Below are 21720 nucleotides of genomic sequence, written 5' to 3' on the forward strand. Positions count from 1 at the left end.
GAAAGGAGCAGAAATGATCAAGATCATGACGGGATCCCTCCTGGGGGCGAGTATTCTCGCGTTTGGCCTCGCGCAGACGGCCGGTGCCACTGAGCCGACCACGACGGGGCCGCTCGGCGCCGGTATGACAATGTATATGCAGATGGGCGGAAACCCTGGCGACGGCGCGACGCTGCCACGTCAGACCGGGGCTGCGGACGCGGGGCATGCCTTAGGCATCAAGGTGATCGAGCAGTTCTCGGCCTGGAGCCCAGAGACAATGCTTGCGCAGTTTCGCCAGGCGATGGCGGCGCATCCGACGTGCATCGGCATCATGGGCCATCCGGGCGATCCAGCCTTCGCGCCACTGATCAAGCAGGCGGTAGACCAGGGCATCATCGTTACCGTCGGCAACACGCCGCTACCCGAGAACCAGAAACTTTACGACGCGAAGGGCTTCGGCTACGCCGGCGTCGAACTCTACGTAGGCGGGCAGATCACCGCGCAGGCGATGCTCAACGCTGGGATCAAGAAGGGCGACGAGGCGCTGGAATACGGTGTGTTCAACGAGAGTGTGCGCAGTCAGTCTGACCGTGGCCTTGCCGAAACGCTGGAGAAGGCCGGCGTAAAGGTGACCAGGCTCAATATCTCACCTCAGGTGGATTCCGATTCATCGCTCGCCGTGCCGATCCTGGTCGCCTTTATCCAGGCGCACCCTAATCTGAAGGCGATTGGGACTCAGCACGGCGGTGTAACCGGGTTCATTCCGCAGGCGCTCCAGCAGGCTGGCAAGAAGCCGGGGCAAATCATCATTGGTGGCATCGATCTGGCACCGGCCACGATTTCGGGGCTGCAGAGCAAATACATTACCGCGACGCTCGACCAGCAACTTTATCTGCAAGGCTTCCTGCCGGTCACGCAATGCGTGCTCTCGGCTGCTTATCATTTCGCGGGACTGACCATCAACACCGGCGCAGGCGTCCAAACACCTGCGACGATCGACTCGCTCATTCCGTTGATCAAACGCGGAATCCGCTAAGGTCGGATGATGTGAGATGGAATGGCGTGTGTGTTGCCGTCACACACGGATCAGGGTTGGCGTTTGCCGCGACCACCAGCGGGTTTGCCAGCCGGCTTACGTGAACCCGCAGCTGGCTTGCTGGCGGGTTTGCTGCGTGGCTTTTGCACGCTGAATGGGCTACCGCTGGACAAGCTTGTGCCTTTACCCGCGGCCACAGCGCGTTGCGCTGCAGGCTTGCGTTTGTTTTCGCCACTTTGCGGGCGCGGTTTTTTGCTGAGCACCTGCATGGCGCCCGGCGCAGCTTGCGGCACTTTGGGCTTCTTAGGCTTTTTGGGTTTCTTGATGATCTGGCCCGTCGCGCTAGTTTGCGGCACGCGGTGTTCGGCTTCAAAACCCGGCTCTTCTTCACGGGGCAGCGTTTGCCGGATCAGCGCTTCAATCGCGGCCAGTTGCGGGGCTTCATCGGCGCACACAAGGGACACCGCCACGCCGCTGGCGCCCGCTCGGCCGGTACGGCCAATACGGTGCACATAGTCTTGCGCCACGATCGGCAGATCAACGTTGATCACCAGCGGCAGATCGTCGATATCCAGCCCGCGCGCAGCCACATCGGTAGCTACCAGCATATGTACTTCGCCCGTCTTGAAGCGCTCCAGCGCACGCAGGCGCGCGGGTTGCGGTTTGTCGCCGTGGATCGTGTCGACCGCATAGCCCGCTTCATCCAGCATGGCCGCCAGGTAATCCACGCCATTGCGGGTTTTGACGAACACCAGCGCGTGCTGCCAGTCGTTCTCAGCCACAAGGTGCATGAAAAGGTCGGGCTTGTTCTTTTTATCCACCGGCACCACCCACTGCTTGATCTTGCTGGCCGTGGCATTGGGCGGACTGACGCTGATATTGACCGGGCCGCGCAGAATGCCCGCCGCCATGGCGCGGATCTCATCGGTAAACGTGGCAGAGAACAGCAGGGTCTGGCGCTGAGCGGGCAAGGCAGCGAAGACGGCGTTGAGCTCGCGCGCAAAGCCCAGATCCAGCATGCGGTCGGCTTCATCCAGCACCAGCGTTTGTACCTGATCAAACTGCACTGCGTTCTGGCGATGGAGATCTAGCAAACGGCCCGGCGTGGCGACGAGCACGTCCACGCCTTTGCGCAACTTCATCATCTGCGGGTTGATGCTCACACCGCCGTAGGCGGCCAGAAATCGTAAGTCGAGGCCTTTGCCGTAAGCGATAAAGCTTTGCAGCACCTGTTCGGCCAGTTCACGCGTGGGCACCAGCACCAGAACACGCGCGCGGTTGCTGGACACCGCCGGGCCGTGTTGCACCAGCCGTTGCAACAGCGGCAGCGCAAAACCCGCCGTTTTGCCCGTGCCGGTCCGTGCCGCAGCCATGACGTCCTTGCCACTGAGCACAGCAGGAATCGCCTTGGCCTGCACCGGCGTAGGTGTCTGGTAATTGAGGTCCTGCACATTGCGCAGCAAGGGATCGATCAGGCCAAGCGAGGCAAAAGACATTGGCGTATTCCGGGCTAAAGCCGCAATTCTAGCGGTTACCGCCTGAACCGTCGGGCTCTGGATGGCCCCTGCAAATCCCGCCGGAATGATATATGATGGTCATCATGAAAAATCCATCCATCACCCGGAAGCCAGCCAGCCGCAAGGAAATCACGCATGAGCGCATCGTCGAGGTCGCCGCACGCGCGATTCGGCGCAGCGGCTACGCCGGCACGGGCGTGGCTGACATCATGAAGGAGGCAGGTCTGACGCATGGCGGCTTCTATGCCCATTTCCCGTCGCGCGAGGTGCTGCTTGCCGAAGCCGCTGACCGCGCCGGAGCTGAATCCGTGGCGCTGTCGGAGCGTATCGCCGCGTCCGTGCCGCCGGAACAGGCGTTGCCGGCGATGATGCGCGCCTATCTGTCGAAGGAGCATTGCGAGAGCATCGAGACAGGTTGCCCGATCTCTGCCCTCGGCTCGGAGATGCCGCGCCAGGCGCCGGCCGTACGGCGCGCGGCCACCCGCCGCATCAAGGAGATGATCGATGTCGTTGCGCGCCAATTGCCCGATTGGGGTCAGCCAGGCGCGCACGAACAGGCGCTTTTGATGGTCGCCACAATGGTTGGCACGATGGTGATGGCGCGTGCCGTCGACGACCCCAAACTATCGGAGAGTTTTCTTGAAGCGGCATTGAAAAAACTCGCACCGACTGATGCGTAAAAACGCCGGCCCTGTGCCGGTTTTCGTTGCGCCACAAATATGACTGCCATCATATTCGAGTGAAACGAACGCTCAACCAACCACGCAAAGACATCTTGGGAAGAACATCATGCAAACCAAAATAGCGCTCGTGACGGGCGCCTCGTCAGGAATCGGCGAAGCCACGGCAAAGCGGCTTGCGAAGGCCGGATACAAGGTCTACGGCACCAGTCGGCGCGGCCAACGAGCCGGCCAACAGTCGTTCGACATGCTGCCGCTCGATGTGACCAGCGATGCATCCGTTGCAGCCGCCGTCAGCGAAGTGCTGCGCCTGCAGGGCCGCATCGACCTGCTGGTGAACAATGCCGGTTTCGGCGTCGCCCCTGCCGCCGCGGAAGAGAGTTCGATCGACCAGGCACGCACGATCTTCGATACGAACTTCTTCGGGATCATCCGCATGACGCGTGCTGTCGTGCCTCATATGCGGCGTCAACGCAGCGGCCGCATCATCACAACATCGGTTCCGTGCTCGGTTTTCTGCCAATGCCCTATATGGCGCTGTATTCCGCCACCAAGCACGCGGTGGCAGGTTATTCGGAGTCGCTCGACCATGAGTTGCGTACGCTGGGCATCCGCGTATCGGTCATTGAACCTGCCTACATCAAGACGCCTTTCGACGCGAACTTCATCGCGCCCGACGCCCCTCTCGACGAATACCGCGAGGTGCGCTCGGCCGTGGACAAGCGAGTGAAGGAAGTGGTCGAGGGCGCCGACGGTCCCGAGGTCGTGGCCGAAACCGTACTGCAGGCCGCCATCGCGGCTCGTCCGAAACTCCGCTATACCGCTGGCGGACTCGCCGCCCGTCTGCGATTGCTGCGCAGATTTGCGCCCGCTGGACTGGTGGACGCCGGTATCCGCAAAGATCTGCGGCTGGCAACGTAGACGACGTGACTGTCCCCTCCCTGTTCAAAGGCTCTGCATCCGTGCTATTGCCAGCGAAACAACCAGACTTAACGAGCAACTGACAAGGAACCATGATGCAAGCATTCGTCGTCGATCGATATGGACGCAAGAATGGCTTACGATCCGACGATATGCCGGTTCCAGAACCGCGCGAGGACGACGTATTGATCCAGATCCACGCCGCGGGCGTGAACCCGCTCGATGCCAAAATCAGAGACGGAGAGTTCAAGCTCATTTTGCCCTATCGTTTGCCGCTGATTTTGGGCAACGATCTGGCAGGGGTTGTCGTGCGCGTCGGCTCGCGCGTGCGGCGATTCAATCCCGGCGACGAGGTCTACGCGCGCCCGCACAAGGATCGCATCGGCACTTTCGCGGAATTCATTGCGGTCAAAGAGGATGGCGTGGCCCTCAAGCCGACAGCGCTCACGATGGAGGAAGCGGCTTCAATCCCGCTGGTGGGATTGACCGCCTGGCAGGCGCTGATCGAAAAAGGGCAATTGAAGAAAGGGCAGAAAGTGCTGATACATGCCGGCTCGGGCGGTGTCGGCAGCTTCGCCATTCAACTGGCGAAGCATGTGGGCGCGACCGTCGCGACAACAGCGAGCGCGCGGAATATCGAACTGGTGAAGCAACTCGGCGCGGATATCGTCATCGATTACAGGAAGGACGACTTTGCGACCATCCTGAAGGACTACGACCTGGTACTGGATACGCAAAGGCGGCAATGCGCTCGAGAAGTCGCTGCGTGTGCTCAAGGCCGGCGGCAAGCTCATCGGGATCGCCGGTCCGCCTGATGCCGAATTTGCGAAAGAGATCGGTGCGTCGTGGTTCCTGAAAACGGTGATGCGCTTTCTGAGTTATGGCATCAGAAAGGCCGCGAAACGTCATGACGTCAGCTATACATTTCTCTTTATGCGGGCCAGCGGAGAACAGCTCAGCCGGATTGCCGCACTGATCGACGCGCGAGCGATACGACCCGTCATCGATCGGGTCTTTCCGTTTGAGTCGACCCAGGAGGCTTTGGCTTATGTCGAAACCGGACGTACCAAGGGTAAGGTTGTCATCAAGATCCGATAGTCAGCGTGAAGCAGGGCAAATGGCAAAAGAGGCGCGATCGAAAAGATCGCGCCTCTTTTTGCAGCGGACCCCGATCGCCATCACGTCAATCGATCGCCCTACCCGCGGTCTCTCGCATGAACGGCAACGGCAGCAACGACACGACGCTGCAACCGATCAGATACCACGCCGGCGCGAGATTGCTGCCCGAAATCTGGATCAGCCAGGTCGCGAAAAACTGCGCGAAGCCGCCGAAGACCGACACGCCGAGGCAGTACACGATCGACATGCCGGTCGCGCGGATCGCGCGCGGAAACAGCTCGGGCAGCATCACGATATTGGGCACCGCGGTGAACGTGACGAGCAGCGCGAGGCCCGCGACCACCGCAAGCAGCACCGGCACCGTCGGCGACGCGTTGATCGTCATGAAGGCCGGGTAGACGGCGAGAATCAGCAGCACGCGCGATACCCACAGCACGCGCTTGCGGCCGACCCGATCCGACAGCGCGCCCGCGAACGGCGAGCAGATCACCGTGACCACCGCGCCGGTCCACGCGGCCCACAGCGCGGTCGCCATCGGCAGATGCAGGATGCGGATCGCGTACGTCGACAGATAGAACAGCACGATGTAGTTCGCCGCGGTGCCGCCGATCGTCGTCAGCACGCCGGTCGTGATCGAGCGCGCGTGGTCGCGGAACAGGTCGCGCACAGGTAGCGACGGAACTTGCGCAGCGGGCTTCGCAACGGTATCCGAAGCAGCCCGCGCAACAGCGCCGCCAGACGCTGCCGTGCCATCTTCAACACCCGGCAGCGTCTCGTCGAGATGCCGCCGGATATAGATGCCGACCGGCCCCATCGCCATGCCGATCACGAACGGCACGCGCCAGCCCCAGCTTTCGAGCGCGGCCGGCGACAGCGTCGCGGCCAGGGCAACGCCGAGGAGCGACCCCACCACCGTGTTCATCCCCTGGCTCACGAACTGCCAGCTGCCGTAGAAGCCGCGCGTGCGATCGCTGCCGTATTCGAGCAGCAGCGCCGTCGATGCGCCCACCTCGCCGCCCAGCGCGAAACCCTGGATCAGCCGCGCGAGAATCACGAGCAGCGGCGCCGCGACGCCGATCGCCGCATAGGTCGGCGCGAACGCGATGATCGCGGAACCGAGCGTCATCAGCCACAGCGTCAGGCTCATCGCGGCCTTGCGTCCGGCGCGGTCCGCGTAGCCCCCCAGCACGATGCCGCCCACCGGCCGCATGATGAAGCCGACGCCGAACGTGCCGACCGCGAGCATCAGCTGCACGAGCTGACCTTCGACCGGGAAATACAGCTTGCCGATGATCGTCGCGAAGAAGCTGTAAATCGTGAAGTCGAAAAACTCGAGGCCGTTGCCGAGCGTGATCGCGGCGATCGCCTGCGCGTGGCCGACGCGCTTTTGAGGTTCATCGGCGAGGCGCTGCGCATCGAGCGCATCGAGCGCATCGAGCCCATTGGCGCTCGCGGACCGCGGTGTGGCTGAATAGTCCATCTGTGTCTCCGTCATTATCTTGTGGCTGCTACGGCAAGGCGCTCGCGCGCCGCCGCCGCGTCAAACGAGGAACGTCTGCGCGAGCTTGACCCAGTAGGCCGCGCCGGTCGCGAGGCAAGCGTCGTTGAAGTCGTAGCCGGGGTTGTGGACCATGCAGCCGCCCTCGCCGTCGCCATTGCCGATGATCAGATAGCTGCCCGCGCAGCGTTCGAGCAGGAACGCGAAGTCCTCGCTGCCGGTCAGCGGTTGCATGTCGTGAATCAGCCCGTCGACGCCCAGCCAGTCGAGCGCGACCTGGCGCGCGAGCGCGGTCATGGCCGCATCGTTGACGAGCACCGGGTAGCGGCGCTGATAGTCGACCTCGGCACGCGCGCCGAACACGGCCGCCTGCCCGGTCGCGACCTCGGTGATGCGCTGCTGCAGATGGTCACGCACCTCGGGCCGCAGCGCGCGCACCGACAGGCGCATCTCGGCGGTTTCGGGGATCACGTTCGGCGCTTCGCCCGCGTGAATCGCGCCGACCGTGATGATCGACATATCGAGCGGCGCGATGTTGCGCGACACGATCGACTGCAGCGCGAGCACGATCTGCGCGCACACGACGACCGGATCGACCGCCTTGTGCGGCACCGCGCCATGGCCGCCGCGGCCGATCACCTTGATGATCACCGTATCCGACGACGCCATGAACGACCCCGGCATGAAGCCCAGCTTGGCCGTAGGAAAGCCCGGCATGTTGTGCATCGCGAACACGGCGTCGCAGGGAAACTGTTCGAACAGGCCGTCGTCGAGCATTTTCTTCGCGCCGGCGAGCCCTTCCTCGGCCGGCTGGAAGATCAGATTCAGCGTGCCGTCGAAGCTTTTTTCGCGCGCCAGATGCCTGGCGGCGGCGAGCAGCATCGCCGTATGGCCGTCGTGACCGCATGCGTGCATCTTGCCGGGCAGCTTGCTCGCGTACGGCAGGCCCGTGGTTTCGTGGATCGGCAGCGCGTCCATGTCAGCGCGCAGGCCGAGCCGGCGGGTGCCGTGGCCGAGCTTCAGTTGCCCGACCACGCCGGTCTGCCCCAAGCCGCGATGGACGCTGTAGCCCCACTCCCGCAGGCGGTCGGCGACCAGATCGCCGGTTGCGAACTCCTCGTAGGCCAGCTCCGGATGCGCGTGGATGCTGCGTCGCAGCGCGATCATTTCCTGTTCGACTTCGGCGATGCCCGCCGGAATGACCATCGTGTTCATGCCATCTCCTGTCGATCGGACCTGGCGCTTCAGCGCTCAGTCCGATCCCATGCAACTGGTTGCGCCCCTGTCAGCGTGAACCCAGCATAGCGGCGCCGATATTCGGGCGGCAGGCGTAAAATTGTTGCGGGTGCCAACCCATGGTTGCCCCTTTCACGCCTCTCATTCGAATGAAACTGCATCAGCTCAATACCTTGGCGGCGATCGCCGATACCGGAAGTATTCGGGCGGCCGCCCGCTCGCTGGGGCTTTCCCCGGCCGCCGTGACCAAGGCGATGCGCGAGCTCGAAGCCGATCTGCACGCGCCGCTCGTCGTGCGCAGCGCGAGCGGTGTCGCGTTCACCGAGTTCGGCCGTGCGCTCGTCGTGCATGCGCGGCTCGTGCTCGGCCAGTTGCAGCGCGCGCAAGCCGAGATCGAGGCGTTGCGCGGAGCCGCCGCCGGCAAGCTGTCGATCGGCGTCACGCCGTGGGTCGCGCTGACTTTTCTGCCGCCTGCCGTGCGGCGTTTTCGCGAGCGGATGCCGGAGGTGCAACTGGAATTTTTCGAAGGCCTGCTCGCGGTCGTGCAGCCACGTCTGCGCGACGGCAGCCTCGATTTTTCGATCGGTCGGCCGCCGCCCGCGTCGCCGCAGTCGGAGTTTCAGAACGCGCCGCTCTTTTCGACGCACGCGGCGGTGGTCGCGCGGCGCGAGCATCCGAAGGCCGGCTGCCGCACGCTGCTCGACCTTCAAGACGCGGAATGGATACTGAACTGGGACCCGGCGAGCCGCGAGTCGATGTCGAACAATCTGTTCGTCAAGCGCGGCATGCCGGTGCCGCACACGATCGTGCTCGCGCATTCGCTCGCGATCGTGCTGGGCCTGCTCGCGCACACGGACATGGTCAGCATCTTTCCGTGGCCGCTCGTCGAGGCGATACGCGCGAAGGAAAACCTGTGGGCGCTGCCGCTGCGTGAAACGCTGGACGAAACCATCATCAGCATCACGTCGCGGCGTGGCGCGCCCACGAGCCCGGCGGCCGCCTGCTTTCTCGACTGCCTGCGCGAGACGATCGACGAAGGCGCGCGCTCGCAGGACCCGGAACAGCGCCGCCTGTTTCATTCGATCGAGCTGTTGCTATAGCAACTGCCGCATTTCTGCATGCGGCACCGCCGCGTAGTCAATCGAGAAACTCGCCCGCCCGCTTTCTGAGCATCGCGCTGAAATCGTCGAGCCAGCCGATCGACAGACGCCAGCTCTGCCAGTACAGATCGACGTCGATATGCTTGCCCGGCGCGATCTCGACCAGTTCGCCGCGCTGCAGAGGCCCGGCGATCATCCGCTCGGGACACATGCCCCAGCCGAGGCTCATCACGCACGCGCGCAAAAAACCGGCGACGTGCGGAATCCAGTGCAGCGGCGGATCGAGCTCCGCGCGCGTAATGCGCCGCATGAAGCGCTTTTGCAGCTGATCCTTCGGATTGAAGTCGACGCACGGCGTGCGCCGCAGGCTGTCGCGCGTGACGCCGTCGGCGAAATAGCGCGCGAAGAACGCCGGCGAGCACACCGCCAGGTATCGCATGCGGCCGAGGCGCGTCGAGCGACAGCCCTGCACCGGTTCGGCCTGCGTCGTGATCGCGCCCTGCACGCTGCCGTCGCGAATGCGCTGCGCGGTGTAGTCCTGGTCTTCGATCACGAGGTCGAGCAGCATCTCGCGTTCGACGCAGAACGGCGCGACCGCGTCGACGAACCAGGTGCCGACGCTGTCGTCGTTGACTGCGACGCGCAGTGCCGGCCACTGCTCGACGAGCGCGCCGGGCAGTGCCGGCAGGCGGCCGTTCAGCTCCGCTTCGAGCAGTTGCACGCGTTCGGTATGGCGGCATAGCAGCGCGCCCGAGGTGGTCGCGACGCACGGCTGCCCGCGCTTCACGAGCACGCTGCCGACGCGCTCCTCGAGCAGCTTGACCCGCTGCGACACCGCGGACGGCGTGATATTGAGCTCGCTCGCGGCACGGTCGAACGAGCCGTGGCGGACCACGGCGGCCAGCGCGTCGAGCAAGGCGTAGTCGAGCATTAGCGTTCCTTAATCGGCATTAAGCAAATTAGCTTCTCTTATGAGATGCCAACCCGCAGACTAGCGCTGTTGGATTTTCCCGTCTATCCCCGCTGCTTTCCTTTTTCCGGACCATTTATGAACTGGTTGTCTTTTTCCCATGGCGCGGCGCTGTGCGCGTCGCTGATCGTCACGATCGGCGCGCAGAACGCGTTCGTGCTGCGGCAGGGCATCATGCGCTCGCATGTCGGCAAGATCGTGCTGTTGTGTACGTTGTCCGATTTCATTCTGATCGGCGCGGGCGTCGGCGGCGCCGCGGTGCTGATGGAGCGTTTCCCGCGCTTCGTGCACGCGATGCTCTATGTTGGGCTCGCGTATCTCGCCTGGTTCGGCATCAGCGCGCTGCGCCGCGCGGTGCGGCCAGGACACGCGGTGCTCGATGGCTCGGCGGGCGCGTCCCGCGATCAGGCGCCGCCTGCGCAACGCGCGCTGCCGATCATCCTGATGACGCTTGCGTTCACGTGGTTCAACCCGCACGTCTATCTGGACACGTTCCTGTTGATCGGCACGGCCGGCGCGCGTGAGCCGGAAGGCGCGCGGGTCGCCTTCGCGCTCGGCGCGATGACGGTCAGCGCGGTGTGGTTCGTCGCGCTCGGCTATGGCGCTCGCATGCTCGCGCCGCTGTTTCGCCGCGCAACCGCGTGGCGCGTGCTGGATGGCGCGATCGGCAGCATGGTGTTGCTGCTCGCGTTCACGCAATTGCGTTGAGCGTTCGACGCGGGCCTTATTTCAGCGCCGATTCTTGCGGCTCGCCTCGCGCGGCGGGCGCATCGGCTTCGTCGCGCGGCACGAGGTTCATCAGCCGCGCGAGCACCGGACACTTCAGCAGCGACTGCTGGTAAGCCTCCTTCGCCTGGGCATCGAAATAGCGCCCCGTCTCGACCTCCGGCAGACGCAGCGCGAGGCCGCCGATGTCGTCGACGGGCCAGCCGCCGCGCGCGGCGGACCGCTGCGCTTGGCGGGCGGCGCTCGTCGGCTATCTGATCGTGAATCGCTGGAACGTCGGCGGCAATCAAGCGATGGCACATCTATTGCTGAATTCCGCTCGCCGGCATCTCACCCGTGAAGCCGCGTGACGTACGCAACGGGGCGCCGTTCAAACGTCATTTCAACAATCCACCGGTGGAGGCACCATGCTTCGATACGCTGTGATTTTCTTCATCATCGCCATCATCGCCGCAGTGTTCGGCTTTGGAGGCATTGCCGCGGGCGCAACCGAAATCGCCAAGGTGTTGTTCTTCATCTTCCTGGTGATCTTCCTCGTCACCCTGCTGATGGGCGTGATCCGACGCTGACGGCTGCATACAGCGTTCGGTGAATTCACGCCTCGCCCGATGCGAACCGGCCACGCTGCGTGGGTACCGCGTTGAGGATTGCGCGGCCGCTGTCGCCGTTGCAATACTTGCCGCAGCATATTGCAATAGTTGCCGAAGCATCGGGCGCTTCAACTCTGCTTTCCTTCCGCTTCTTTTCTCCGTATGCCGGAGGCGTATGCGGCATCGCTTCAGGCCGCATACGCGATCTGCGGCGTCATGGAACGCGATCTGCTGCGTGGCCGGTTGCGGCGTATCGAGTGCGAGTTGCACATAGCCACGCCTCGCGGCCCAATGTTCGGCGAACGCGATCAGTAACGTGCCGATGCCGCGCCCCTGCCATGCGGGATCGACCGCGAACTGACGCAGGCTCGCGACATCGCCGTGCCGGTATAGCTCGCACGATGCTTCGCCATCCGAAGCATAAAGCGTCATCGTGCCGACGATGTGTCCTTCATACACCGCGACATGGCAATCGCCGCGCAGCACACGGCCGCGGGTCGTCTCGATGGTTTGATCCACGCACGTGCAATTGAGCCCCTGCGCGCCGAGCGGCGCAAACGCGCGACCCACATAGCGGACCGGAACGGATTGCGGATGGCTTGCGCGACGCTTCACGTTGAGCACCTCGTACTGACTGGATGCCCGACGTGTACGGTTGGCCCCGTCGTTCACGAGATGTTTTCGGCCTCGTACAGACGACGGCCCGCCGCATCCTTGCTGCCGAGGATGGGCTGAAAGTCGATCGGCCACTCGATGCCGATGTCGGGATCGGACCACAGCAGGCAGCGCTCGAGCTCGGGGAACCAGTACTCGGTGGTCTTCCACATGCATTCGGCGACATCGGACAGCACGACGAAGCCGTGCGCGAAACCGGGCGGCACCCAGATCTGCCGATGATTGGCTTCGCTCAGATACTCGCCGCTCCATTTGCCGAAGTTCGGTGAGTTCAGGCGCACGTCGACCGAGACGTCGAAGATCTCACCGCGCACGACGCGCAGCAGCCGCCCCTGGGGACGCTGCACCTGATAGTGCAAGCCGCGCAGCACGCCATGCACGGCGCGCAGATGGCGGTCCTGCACGAAGTTGAAACCTTGCGCGACGTCGTCCGAAAACTCGTCCGCGCTGAAACTCTCGAAGCAGAAGCCGAACTCGTCGATGAACACTTCCGGCTCGATGAGTTTCACCTCCGGCAATGCCGTCGCCATGACCCTGTTGCCCATCGCCACTGTGCTCGTAAAAAGGCTGACCAGCGGACATACGGCCGCTCTCGCGACCGCGTCCGACAGACGAGGCGCGCCCGCAACGCGGGCGCCCTATCGCATGCTAAAGATACATGCTACGCCTCAGTGGCCGCCCGGCTGCGAGCGCGATACTCGGTTGGCGACAAAGCCATACGCTTGCGGAAAATTTTCGCGAGACGATCGCCGTTGCCGGTGCCGCTGCGACGCGCGATCTTGTCGACCGGCAATTCGGTCTCGGTCAGGAAGTTGCACGCGATACGCAGCCGCACCTGCAGCAGGTAGTCCGACGGCGTGATCTGCATCTCGTGCTTGAAACGGCGCAGGAAATTGCGCTCGCTCATTGCGGCGACCTGCGCGGCATCGGCGACCGATACCGGACGGTCGCAGTTGGCCTCCATCCAGCGCGCGGCCGCGCGAATCTTTTCGGCGACGCTCAGCGTGCCGCCCTCGGCCGGCAGCGGCACCCACGTCGCAGCCATGCCGGGCATCACGCGATCGGCGACGCTGCGCGCAAGCTCGGCGCCCAGGTCGCGCTTGATGAACATCAGCGCGCTGCGGGCGCAGTCGTGACGGTCGTTGGCCGCGCTGAACGCCCCTTCGCTGGCGCTCGCGCCCGGATAGCGGCTCATCAGGCCGTCATGCTCGGTCGGGCCGGCCGCTTCGAGCACGAGGCGCCCCTCGCCGATCGTTTCGATCGCGCGTGTGCGCGATTGCACGGCGCGCAGCCAGTTCAGCAGGCGTTCGTCGCGCGCGGCCACGTGGGCGCCGTAGCCGCCAGCGATGAACAGCGCATCGAAACCGCCGCCAAAGCGCGTGTCGATGCGGTCAGTCCAGATGCGCGCCGACGACGAACTGGCGACATTGCCGCCGTCCATCGACAGGAACTGCACTTCGTAGGGCGGATCTTCGCCCGCTCGCGTGCCCGCGAACTCATTGGCGGTCTGGAACATTTCCACGACGGTACCGGGGCCGAGCAGCCAGAAGCCGTCGAACAGCAGAATGCCGATTCGCCGCGCTGCAGTACGGACGTTCAAAGCGGGCGTGTGTAGCCACGTAATTCTCGTTGTATCAAGGTGCATGTGCGGCATGATCTTCCCCAAACGGTCATACGTTGCGGACCCCGATTTGCCCCGCCATCAGACGGAACGAGAGAATGCGTTATTACGGCGAAAAAGCAGACTCACGCCGCATAAAGGATTAAGCGTGATGTTAGCGGAATGGATCGCTATAGTAAATTTGAAAAACAAATCTCATCACGACAGCCCATGTCTGAGGAAAAGCGGTTATTGAGCAATTGATATGAGCGCGCGACAGGCCGGGCAACTATGCAAGCCGCGCGAAGAGCTTGAGGAGATCTTACCGCAAAGCCTTGATGGACGGCACTCTCGCGCATTCGGACAAAGTTGCCGATAATGCGAAGCCCGGCCATTGCGCGTTACCGAGTACGTTTCTTGCGCGGTTCAAAAATGTTTCAATTGTGAACTGCTTATCGCCCTATTATGTCCGGGCAATTCGGTAGTTTATTCGCAAAGCGTAAATTTATTGCCCGCGGCATTAGGCATTTCCGTGGCATTCGCTCCGCACCACAAATTAATATCCAAATGCTGATTTATCGGGGGTTCTAAAAATGTTTCTATTTTGAAACATCGCTGGTCTCTTTCGTATGATTTAAATGCGCGCATGGCCGCATTGATCGAACCTCAGATGATTGGATGCAGCGCAGCAATCATGTGTGGCGGACACGCGACGAGGCGCCGGCCGTTGCAACCTGCGAAGTTGCAACGGCATACCTGATGCGCGCGTCTGGGAATGCGAGCAAACAGTCGGCTGGGGAACGGCATCGCGGCGCGCAACGGCCGCGCCACCGCTCGTCACCGTGCCTCAGCCATTCGTCCCTTCGCCGGCCAGCGTCGACGTAGCGGCCGTGCGCGCGAGCACCGGCCGCAGAGCCGCGCCCGTGTGACTCGCGGCCACGCGCGACAGGCTTTCCGGATCCGTTGCCGCAACGATCGTACCGCCGCCCACGCCGCCCTCCGGACCGAGGTCGATGATCCAGTCCGCCTCGGCGATCACATCGAGATCGTGCTCGATGACGACGACGCTATGCCCGCCATCCACGAGCCGGTGCAGCACGCGAATCAGCTTCGCGACGTCCGCCATGTGCAGCCCGACCGTTGGCTCGTCGAGCACGTACAGCGTGTGCGGCGGCTTCTGGCCACGCCGCGTGATGTCGTCGCGCACCTTGCTCAGCTCGGTGACGAGCTTGATGCGCTGCGCCTCGCCGCCCGACAGCGTCGGCGACGGCTGGCCGAGCGTCAGATAGCCGAGCCCGACGTCTTTCATCAGTTGCAGCGGATGCCCAATGTTCGTAATCGACGCGAAGAACTCGACCGCTTCGTCGATTTCCATGGTCAGCACGTCGCCGATGTTCTTGCCGCGCCACGTGACCGCGAGTGTCTCCGGATTGAAGCGCTGGCCGTGGCAGACGTCGCACGGCACCTTCACGTCGGGCAGGAAGCTCATGCCGATCGTGCGCACGCCCTGGCCCTCGCATGCGGGGCAGCGGCCCTCGCCCGTGTTGAACGAGAAACGCGACGCGGTATAGCCGCGCGCGCGCGCCTCCAGCGTGCCCGCGAACAGCTTGCGGATCGCATCCCACACGCCGATGTAGGTGGCGGGACACGAACGCGGCGTCTTGCCGATCGGCGTCTGATCGACTTCCAGCACGCGGTCGATGCTTTCCCAGCCGGTGACCGAATCGCAGCCCTGCCATATGTGCGTGACGTTCAGCGGCGCGCGCGGCGCCGAGCGCGCGAGCACGCTCGAACGCCGGTTCGCGACCGGCTTCTCCTCGGCGGCCGCACGCGCGCGGCGCGTGGCCGGCGACGACAGCACCGAGCGCCCGACCGCATCGAGCAGATTGGTCATCAGCACGTCGCGCGCGAGCGTCGATTTGCCGGAGCCGCTGACGCCCGTCACCGCGACAAGCCGCGCGAGCGGAATGCCGACCGTCACGTCGCGCAGGTTATGCAGCTTGCCGCCATGCACGGTCAGCCAGTTCTCCGGCACCGCGGCCGCACGCTTGCCCGGCGCGACGACCTCGCGGCGCGGCTGCAGCGGATGCACGATCGGCTGCGCAAGGAAACGCCCGGTCAGCGAATCGGGCTGTGCGGACAGGTCCGCGACGCTGCCCTGCGCGATCAGCGTGCCGCCGCGCTTGCCCGCGCCCGGCCCGATATCGATGATGTGATCCGCGCGCCGGATCGTATCTTCGTCATGCTCGACGACGACGAGCGTATTGCCCTTGTCGCCGAGCTTGCGCAGCGCGTTCAGCAGAATCTGGTTGTCGCGCGGATGCAGACCGATGGTCGGCTCGTCGAGCACGTAACACACGCCCTGCAGATTGCTGCCGAGCTGCGCGGCGAGCCGGATGCGCTGCGCTTCGCCGCCCGACAAACTCGGCGCCGCGCGATCGAGGCTCAGATAGCCGAGCCCGACTTCTTCGAGGAACTGCAGCCGGCTGCCGATTTCGCTGACCACGTCGCGTGCGATTTCGGCGTCGCGGCCCGTCATCCGCAGCGTATCGATCCACGCGCGCGTGTCGGACACGGTCCATTGCGCGACGTCGACGATCGCCTGCGAGTCGAACGTGACCGCGCGCGCGACCGGATTCAGACGCGTGCCCGCGCAATCCGGACACGGCTCGTCGACGAGTCCTTCCGGTTCCTGCTCCTCCGAGGGCAGGCTCTGCTCGCGACCGCGATTGTCGTCGACGACGATCGTGTCGTCGTACGCGGCCCGCTGCTCGCGCGTCAGTGACAGCCCCGTGCCGACGCAGCTCGTGCACCAGCCATGCTTGCTGTTGTACGAGAACATGCGCGGGTCGAGCTCGGGGTAGCTCGTGCCGCACACCGGACACGCGCGCTTCGTCGACAGCACCTTCACGTCGCCGAGCTTCGCGGTGGACTCGCCGCCGTTGAGCGCGTCGTGCAGACCGTCGAGCGGCGCGAGCAGATGCATGATGCCTTTACCGATGTCGAGCGTCTGATCGAGCGCTTCGCGCAGCTCCGCTTCGTGATCGGCCGAGATGACGAGGTCAGCGACCGGCAGCTCGATCGTGTGCTCGCGGAAACGATCGAGCTTCGGCCACGGATCGACCGGCACGAACTCGCCGTCCACACGCAGATGCGTATTGCCGCGCGCTTTTGCCCATTTCGCGAGGTCCGTATAGACGCCCTTGCGATTCACGACGAGCGGCGCGAGGAAGCCGACATGCTGGCCCTTGTGATCGCGCAGCAACTGCGCCGCGATCGATTCGGCGCTTTGCGACGTGACCGGCGTGCCGTCGTGAATGCAGTGCTGCAAGCCGAGCTTCACGTACAGCAGACGCAGGAAGTGCCACACCTCCGAGGTCGTGGCGACGGTACTCTTGCGACCGCCGCGCGAGAGCCGCTGCTCGATCGCGACGGTCGGTGGAATGCCATACACCGCGTCGACTTCGGGCCGTCCGGCTGGCTGCACGATCGAGCGCGCGTACGCGTTCAGCGATTCGAGGTAGCGCCGCTGACCTTCGTGGAACAGGATGTCGAACGCGAGCGTCGATTTGCCCGAGCCCGACACGCCGGTGATTACGTTGAACTTGCCGTGCGGAATGTCGACGTCGAGCGCCTTCAGGTTGTGCTCGCGCGCGTTGACGATGCGCACCACGTCCTCGCCTTCGATCGCGCGACGTGCGCGGGCCGCGCTCAGGGCCTTCTGCAGCGGGATGCCCTGGGGCTCCGCCGCGGTTGCGGTGTCCATCGCGCGGTCGTATTGCAGCAACGCCTCGCCGGTATGCGATTCGGCGCACGCTTTCACTTCGTCCGGCGTGCCCGCGCACAACACGCGGCCACCGCCGTCGCCGCCTTCGGGACCGAGGTCGATGATCCAGTCGGCCGCGCGGATCACGTCGAGATTGTGCTCGATCACGATCAGCGAATGACCGCTCGCGAGCAGCTTGCCGAACGCCTGCATCAGCTTCGCGATGTCGTCGAAATGCAGACCCGTGGTCGGTTCGTCGAACATGAACAGACGCTTCGCGATCACCTGCTTCGCGCCGCGTGCGCCGCGCGCCTGTGCCGATTCCGCGAGAAAGCCCGCGAGCTTGAGCCGCTGCGCCTCGCCGCCCGACAGCGTCGGCACGGGCTGGCCGAGCTTCACGTATTCGAGCCCGACCTCGACGATCGGCTGCAGCACGCGCAATACTTCGGCGTCCTGCGCGAAGTACGCGGCAGCCTCGCTGACGGTCAGTTCGAGCACGTCGGCAATGCTCAACCCGCGCGCCGGCTGGTCGCGCTCGATCTTCACCTCCAGAATTTCCGCGCGATAACGGCGCCCGTCGCAATCGGGGCAGCGCAGGTACACGTCGGAGAGGAACTGCATTTCGATGTGCTCGAAGCCCGAGCCGCCACAGGTCGGGCAGCGGCCATCGCCCGAATTGAAGCTGAACATGCCGGGGCCGTAGCCGCGCTGTTGCGCGAGCGGTGCCTTCGCGAACAGCTTGCGGATTTCGTCGAACGCGCCGACGTAGCTGGCCGGATTCGAGCGTGCGGTCTTGCCGATCGGCGACTGGTCGACGAACACGACGTCGGTGACCTGGTCCGCGCCGTTCAGCGCCTTGAACGCGCCCGGCGCTTCGGTGGCGAGCCCGAAGTGGCGCGCCATCGCCGGATACAGCACGTCCTGCAGCAGCGTCGATTTGCCGGAACCCGACACGCCGGTCACGCAGACGAGCCGCTGCAATGGAATTTCGACCGTGACGTCGCGCAGATTGTGCTCGCTCGCACCTTCGAGCACGATGCGCGGCGTGCTCGCCTCGACCGCGCGACGCGACCAGTGCGCGGCATCCGCGACATGGCGCCGGCCGCCGAGGTACTCGCCGGTCAGCGTGCCGGTCGAGCGAATCGCCTCGGGCGCGCCGTCGAAAATGATCGAGCCGCCGCGCTCGCCCGGTCCCGGACCCATGTCGATGAGCCGGTCCGCCGCGAGCATCACCGACGGATCATGCTCGACCACGACCAGCGTATTGCCCGCGTCGCGCAGCCGGTGCATCGCTTCGACGATGCGGTTCAGGTCGCGCGGATGCAGGCCGATGCTCGGCTCGTCGAGCACGAACAGCGTCTTGGTCAGCGACGTGCCGAGCGCGGTGGTCAGGTTGATACGCTGCACCTCGCCGCCCGACAGCGTGCGGCTTTGCCTGTCGAGCGTCAGATAGCCGAGACCGACGTCGCATAGATACTTGAGGCGCGTGCGCACTTCGGCGAGCAGCAGCTTCAGCGCGTCGTCGAGCAACGCGCTCGGCAGCGTGATGTCGTCGAAGAAGCGGCGGATGCGCTCGATCGGCATCAGCATGAGATCGTGCACGGTCAGGCCCGGCAACGCCTCGAGTTGCGCGCGCGACCACTTCACGCCGCGCGGCATGAAGCGCTGCGCGGGCGCGAGCACGTCGTTCGCATTGGCCTTGCTGCCGAGGCGCCACAGCAGCGATTCGGTTTTCAGACGCGCGCCGCCGCAGGTTTCGCACGGCGTGTAGCTGCGGTATTTCGACAGCAGCACGCGGATATGCATCTTGTACGCCTTCGATTCGAGATAGTCGAAGAAGCGTTTGACGCCGTACCAATGCGTCTGCCACTTGCCGTTCCAGTCCGGCGAGCCGTTGATGACCCAGCTGCGTTCGCGCTCGCTGAGCTCGCCCCACGGCGTGTCGCGGCGGATGTCGGCTTTCGCCGCGTAGCGCATCAGGTCGTCCTGGCACTCCTTCCACGCGGGCGTCTGCATCGGCTTGACCGCACCTTCGCGCAGCGTCTTGCGCGCGTCGGGGATCACGAGACCGAGGTCGACGCCGATCACGCGGCCAAAACCGCGGCAGGCATCACAAGCGCCATAGGCCGAGTTGAACGAGAACAGCGCGGGCTGCGGGTCGGCATAGCGCAGATCGCTTTCGGGGCTGTGCAAGCCGGTGGAGAAACGCCAGATGCGCGGCTCGGCGGCTTCGGCCTGCGGCTCGTCCGAGGTAGCCGGCAGCACGTAAATATTGACGCGCCCGCCGCCGCGCTTCAGCGATGCCTCGATCGCCTCGATCGCGCGTGCTTTATCCACCGAGCGCAGCCGGAAGCGGTCGGCGACGACGTCGAGCAACTTGCGCTTGCCGGTCGGCGAATCGACTTCGCGCTGCGCCTGCACGCGCGTATAGCCGCTCGCCGACAACCACTGCTCGACCTCCTGCGCGGACGCCGACTCCGGCAGCTCGACCGGGAACGTGACGACGAGCCGCGGCTCCTCCTGCGCGGTGCGCTCGAGCAGTTCCGCGTAGATCGTCTCCGGCGTGTCGTGCCGCACCAGATACGCGCTCTGGCGGTCGAACAGCTCGGCCGCGCGCGCGTACAGCAGCTTCAGGTGATCGTTGAGCTCGGTCATCGTGCCGACCGTGGAGCGCGAGCTGCGCACCGGGTTGGTCTGGTCGATCGCGATGGCGGGCGGCACGCCGTCGACGCGGTCGACCTGCGGCCGATCCATCCGGTCGAGGAACTGGCGCGCGTACGCGCTGAAGGTTTCGACGTAGCGGCGCTGGCCTTCCGCATACAGCGTGTCGAACACGAGGCTCGACTTGCCCGAGCCCGACGGCCCCGTGACGACCGTCATTTCGCCGGTGCGCACGTCGAGGTCGACATTTTTCAGGTTGTGCTGGCGGGCGCCGCGAATGCGGATCGTGCCCTGGATCTTGTTGCCGCTCGGGTTGCCGCCTTGGGGAGTGTCAGCGAGGGTGTCAAGGGTTGCGTCGTTGGAGGACAATTTTTCCGACCGTCTGAAGGAGTGGGTCACCTCTCACGGCCGGCTCTCGTGACCGCGCAAGTTCGGTGCAGCCGGGTCGGCGCGAGGAGCGCCCGGAAGCCTGGCTGTAGGGGGATACTATACTGTATGTTTATACAGTTTTCCATGGCGGGCTCGGGCGCGCATTGCGCCCTGATGTCGGGAACCGGAATTCGTTGGACTAACGTGCAATTAGCTAGACCCTAAAGCACGGAATTGATTGGACTATCGGGAATCTGCAGAAGTCAGTGGCCTACCGCGCGGCGGTTGTCCGCGACATTCTGGTCCGTTGTTTGCGGTGGGCGACTATGGTTTGCATCACGGGCGTTGCGCGCCTTCTTTCGTTCGTTTGTGATTCGGGGCTTTGCACCGTCTTTTCACTACTGCGGAGTTCGGAGCGGGTGCAGTCGGCCAACGCGATTGATTCCGGACACAGGTCGGTCGTTCGCCCCAGCGCTCGGATTGCCGACAAACCAAACTCAACAACTCGAAAAGCATGGCAAAAGCCAATCTCAGTGTCGAACAGATGCGCGCCGCGATTCCAAGACTGCAAAAGCGCATGGCCGAGCTTCAGCCGGTAGAGGCCAACGATCCTGGAATTAGCTCCCTTGAAAAGAAGCTGGGCGACGTTCTGTCGGAACTGTTCAGCGGCACTCAGACTGGCAACGCTTCCGTTGTCATGCGCTTATCGATGGGAGCTATCGCATCGAGTAGCCGCTGCTGCATCGGTCATGGCATGGATCCAGACGAAGCGTTTTCAGGAACTCGCCGCTTCGTACACTTTGACGGCACACGAGATTGGATTGCTGCGCATTGCCCTGCCGACGCCTCCGGCCGAGGATAAGTTCTCGGTCTATGTGGGCGATGCTGAAAACGCGTTCTCTCGCGAGCACACGCAATGGCAAGCTCGTCGCGACGCCGATTGAAGGCAGAGGCCCGTCCGAATCGTTGAACGGCCGTCTCGGCGTTGAAATCGATGAATCCGCAAAGGCCGAAAACTTCGCGTTGGAGATCGGGCGGTTTTCGGAGTCAAGCAGTCGTTCAGATGAACACTCAGCTTGCAGGGCGAGCGGCGGAAACTGGCCGACTGCTGCCCGCTGGCGTCTCAAGCTAGGACCGCCTTGCCGCCGAGCATTTGCATCAATGACCTTGCGTTACGCTGCCCCTAATCCTCGTAATTGTTGTTCTCTACACCGACAAGCGTTGACCGCGACAGCGAGGGACCGCGAGCGAGATAGGAACAGTCATCCCATCAT

General features: G+C 64.1%; 14 protein-coding genes and 3 pseudogenes. 9 read left to right on the forward strand and 8 right to left on the reverse strand.

What is annotated here, in order from left to right; all coding sequences use genetic code 11:
• Window positions 1-13 precede the first annotated feature (13 nt).
• A complete protein-coding gene (locus F6X40_RS21660; RefSeq protein ID WP_184070111.1) occupies window positions 14-1018 on the forward strand; it encodes a substrate-binding domain-containing protein in 1005 nt (334 codons plus the stop codon).
• A gap of 50 nt (window positions 1019-1068) precedes the next feature.
• On the opposite strand, the gene F6X40_RS21665 is transcribed toward F6X40_RS21660, so the two are convergent.
• Window positions 1069-2514, reverse strand: coding sequence for a DEAD/DEAH box helicase (locus F6X40_RS21665; protein ID WP_187629163.1), 1446 nt, complete (start codon window positions 2512-2514; stop codon window positions 1069-1071).
• Between the two features lie 92 nt (window positions 2515-2606).
• Here F6X40_RS21665 and F6X40_RS21670 point away from each other — a divergent pair, with 92 nt between their 5' ends.
• The 3 genes and pseudogenes from F6X40_RS21670 (at window position 2607) to F6X40_RS21680 (ending at window position 5234) form a co-directional block, all read left to right on the forward strand.
• Entirely contained in the window at window positions 2607-3215 is a 609-nt protein-coding gene (locus tag F6X40_RS21670; protein ID WP_187629164.1) for a TetR/AcrR family transcriptional regulator, read from the forward strand.
• A gap of 109 nt (window positions 3216-3324) precedes the next feature.
• Window positions 3325-4136: pseudogene (locus F6X40_RS21675) on the forward strand (oxidoreductase).
• A gap of 95 nt (window positions 4137-4231) precedes the next feature.
• Window positions 4232-5234 (forward strand): annotated as a pseudogene (locus tag F6X40_RS21680) (NADP-dependent oxidoreductase).
• 85 nt (window positions 5235-5319) lie between these two features.
• On the opposite strand, the gene F6X40_RS21685 reads toward F6X40_RS21680, so the two are convergent.
• On the reverse strand, window positions 5320-6735 hold the full coding sequence (locus F6X40_RS21685) for an MFS transporter (RefSeq protein WP_187629165.1): 1416 nt from the start codon (window positions 6733-6735) through the stop codon (window positions 5320-5322).
• Window positions 6736-6795: 60 nt separating this feature from the next.
• Complete coding sequence (locus tag F6X40_RS21690; RefSeq protein WP_187629166.1) at window positions 6796-7968, reverse strand: M20 aminoacylase family protein; 1173 nt, start codon at window positions 7966-7968, stop codon at window positions 6796-6798.
• A 170-nt stretch (window positions 7969-8138) separates the two neighbouring features.
• Between F6X40_RS21690 and F6X40_RS21695 the strand changes: the two genes are divergently transcribed.
• Complete coding sequence (locus F6X40_RS21695) at window positions 8139-9089, forward strand: LysR substrate-binding domain-containing protein (protein ID WP_187629167.1); 951 nt, start codon at window positions 8139-8141, stop codon at window positions 9087-9089.
• 37 nt (window positions 9090-9126) lie between these two features.
• Here F6X40_RS21695 and F6X40_RS21700 read toward each other — a convergent pair whose 3' ends face one another.
• A complete protein-coding gene (locus F6X40_RS21700) occupies window positions 9127-10020 on the reverse strand; it encodes a LysR family transcriptional regulator ArgP (protein ID WP_187629168.1) in 894 nt (297 codons plus the stop codon).
• A 117-nt stretch (window positions 10021-10137) separates the two neighbouring features.
• Here F6X40_RS21700 and F6X40_RS21705 point away from each other — a divergent pair, with 117 nt between their 5' ends.
• The 3 genes from F6X40_RS21705 to F6X40_RS21720 all read left to right on the forward strand — a co-directional run bounded on the left by F6X40_RS21705 (window position 10138) and on the right by F6X40_RS21720 (window position 11354).
• Window positions 10138-10767, forward strand: a complete 630-nt coding sequence (locus tag F6X40_RS21705; protein ID WP_187629169.1) for a LysE/ArgO family amino acid transporter — start codon at window positions 10138-10140, stop codon at window positions 10765-10767.
• A 203-nt stretch (window positions 10768-10970) separates the two neighbouring features.
• Window positions 10971-11135 carry a hypothetical protein gene (locus tag F6X40_RS21715; RefSeq protein ID WP_187629170.1) on the forward strand — a complete coding sequence of 55 codons (165 nt, stop codon included), beginning with the start codon at window positions 10971-10973 and terminating at the stop codon, window positions 11133-11135.
• A gap of 57 nt (window positions 11136-11192) precedes the next feature.
• On the forward strand, window positions 11193-11354 hold the full coding sequence (locus F6X40_RS21720; protein ID WP_013089029.1) for a DUF1328 domain-containing protein: 162 nt from the start codon (window positions 11193-11195) through the stop codon (window positions 11352-11354).
• A gap of 249 nt (window positions 11355-11603) precedes the next feature.
• Here the strand turns inward: F6X40_RS21720 and F6X40_RS21725 are convergent.
• The 4 genes and pseudogenes from F6X40_RS21725 to uvrA form a co-directional block, all read right to left on the reverse strand.
• A pseudogene (locus F6X40_RS21725) lies at window positions 11604-12152 on the reverse strand (GNAT family N-acetyltransferase); the annotation flags it as partial.
• A complete protein-coding gene (gene rfbC, locus F6X40_RS21730) occupies window positions 12044-12595 on the reverse strand; it encodes a dTDP-4-dehydrorhamnose 3,5-epimerase (protein ID WP_184070130.1) in 552 nt (183 codons plus the stop codon). The gene rfbC and the pseudogene F6X40_RS21725, both read right to left, overlap by 109 nt.
• A 116-nt stretch (window positions 12596-12711) precedes the next feature.
• The gene (locus F6X40_RS21735) at window positions 12712-13704 is read right to left on the reverse strand and encodes a GlxA family transcriptional regulator (protein ID WP_184032677.1); all 993 of its coding nucleotides are present in this window, start codon (window positions 13702-13704) and stop codon (window positions 12712-12714) included.
• A gap of 793 nt (window positions 13705-14497) precedes the next feature.
• Window positions 14498-20446 carry an excinuclease ABC subunit UvrA gene (gene uvrA / locus F6X40_RS21740; protein WP_187629171.1) on the reverse strand — a complete coding sequence of 1983 codons (5949 nt, stop codon included), beginning with the start codon at window positions 20444-20446 and terminating at the stop codon, window positions 14498-14500.
• Window positions 20447-21138: 692 nt separating this feature from the next.
• Between uvrA and F6X40_RS43560 the strand changes: the two genes are divergently transcribed.
• A complete protein-coding gene (locus F6X40_RS43560; RefSeq protein ID WP_410452423.1) occupies window positions 21139-21390 on the forward strand; it encodes an SLATT domain-containing protein in 252 nt (83 codons plus the stop codon).
• Window positions 21391-21720: the final 330 nt, after the last annotated feature.

Source organism: Paraburkholderia sp. UCT31 (assembly GCF_014397655.1).
GTDB lineage: Bacteria > Pseudomonadota > Gammaproteobacteria > Burkholderiales > Burkholderiaceae > Paraburkholderia > Paraburkholderia tuberum.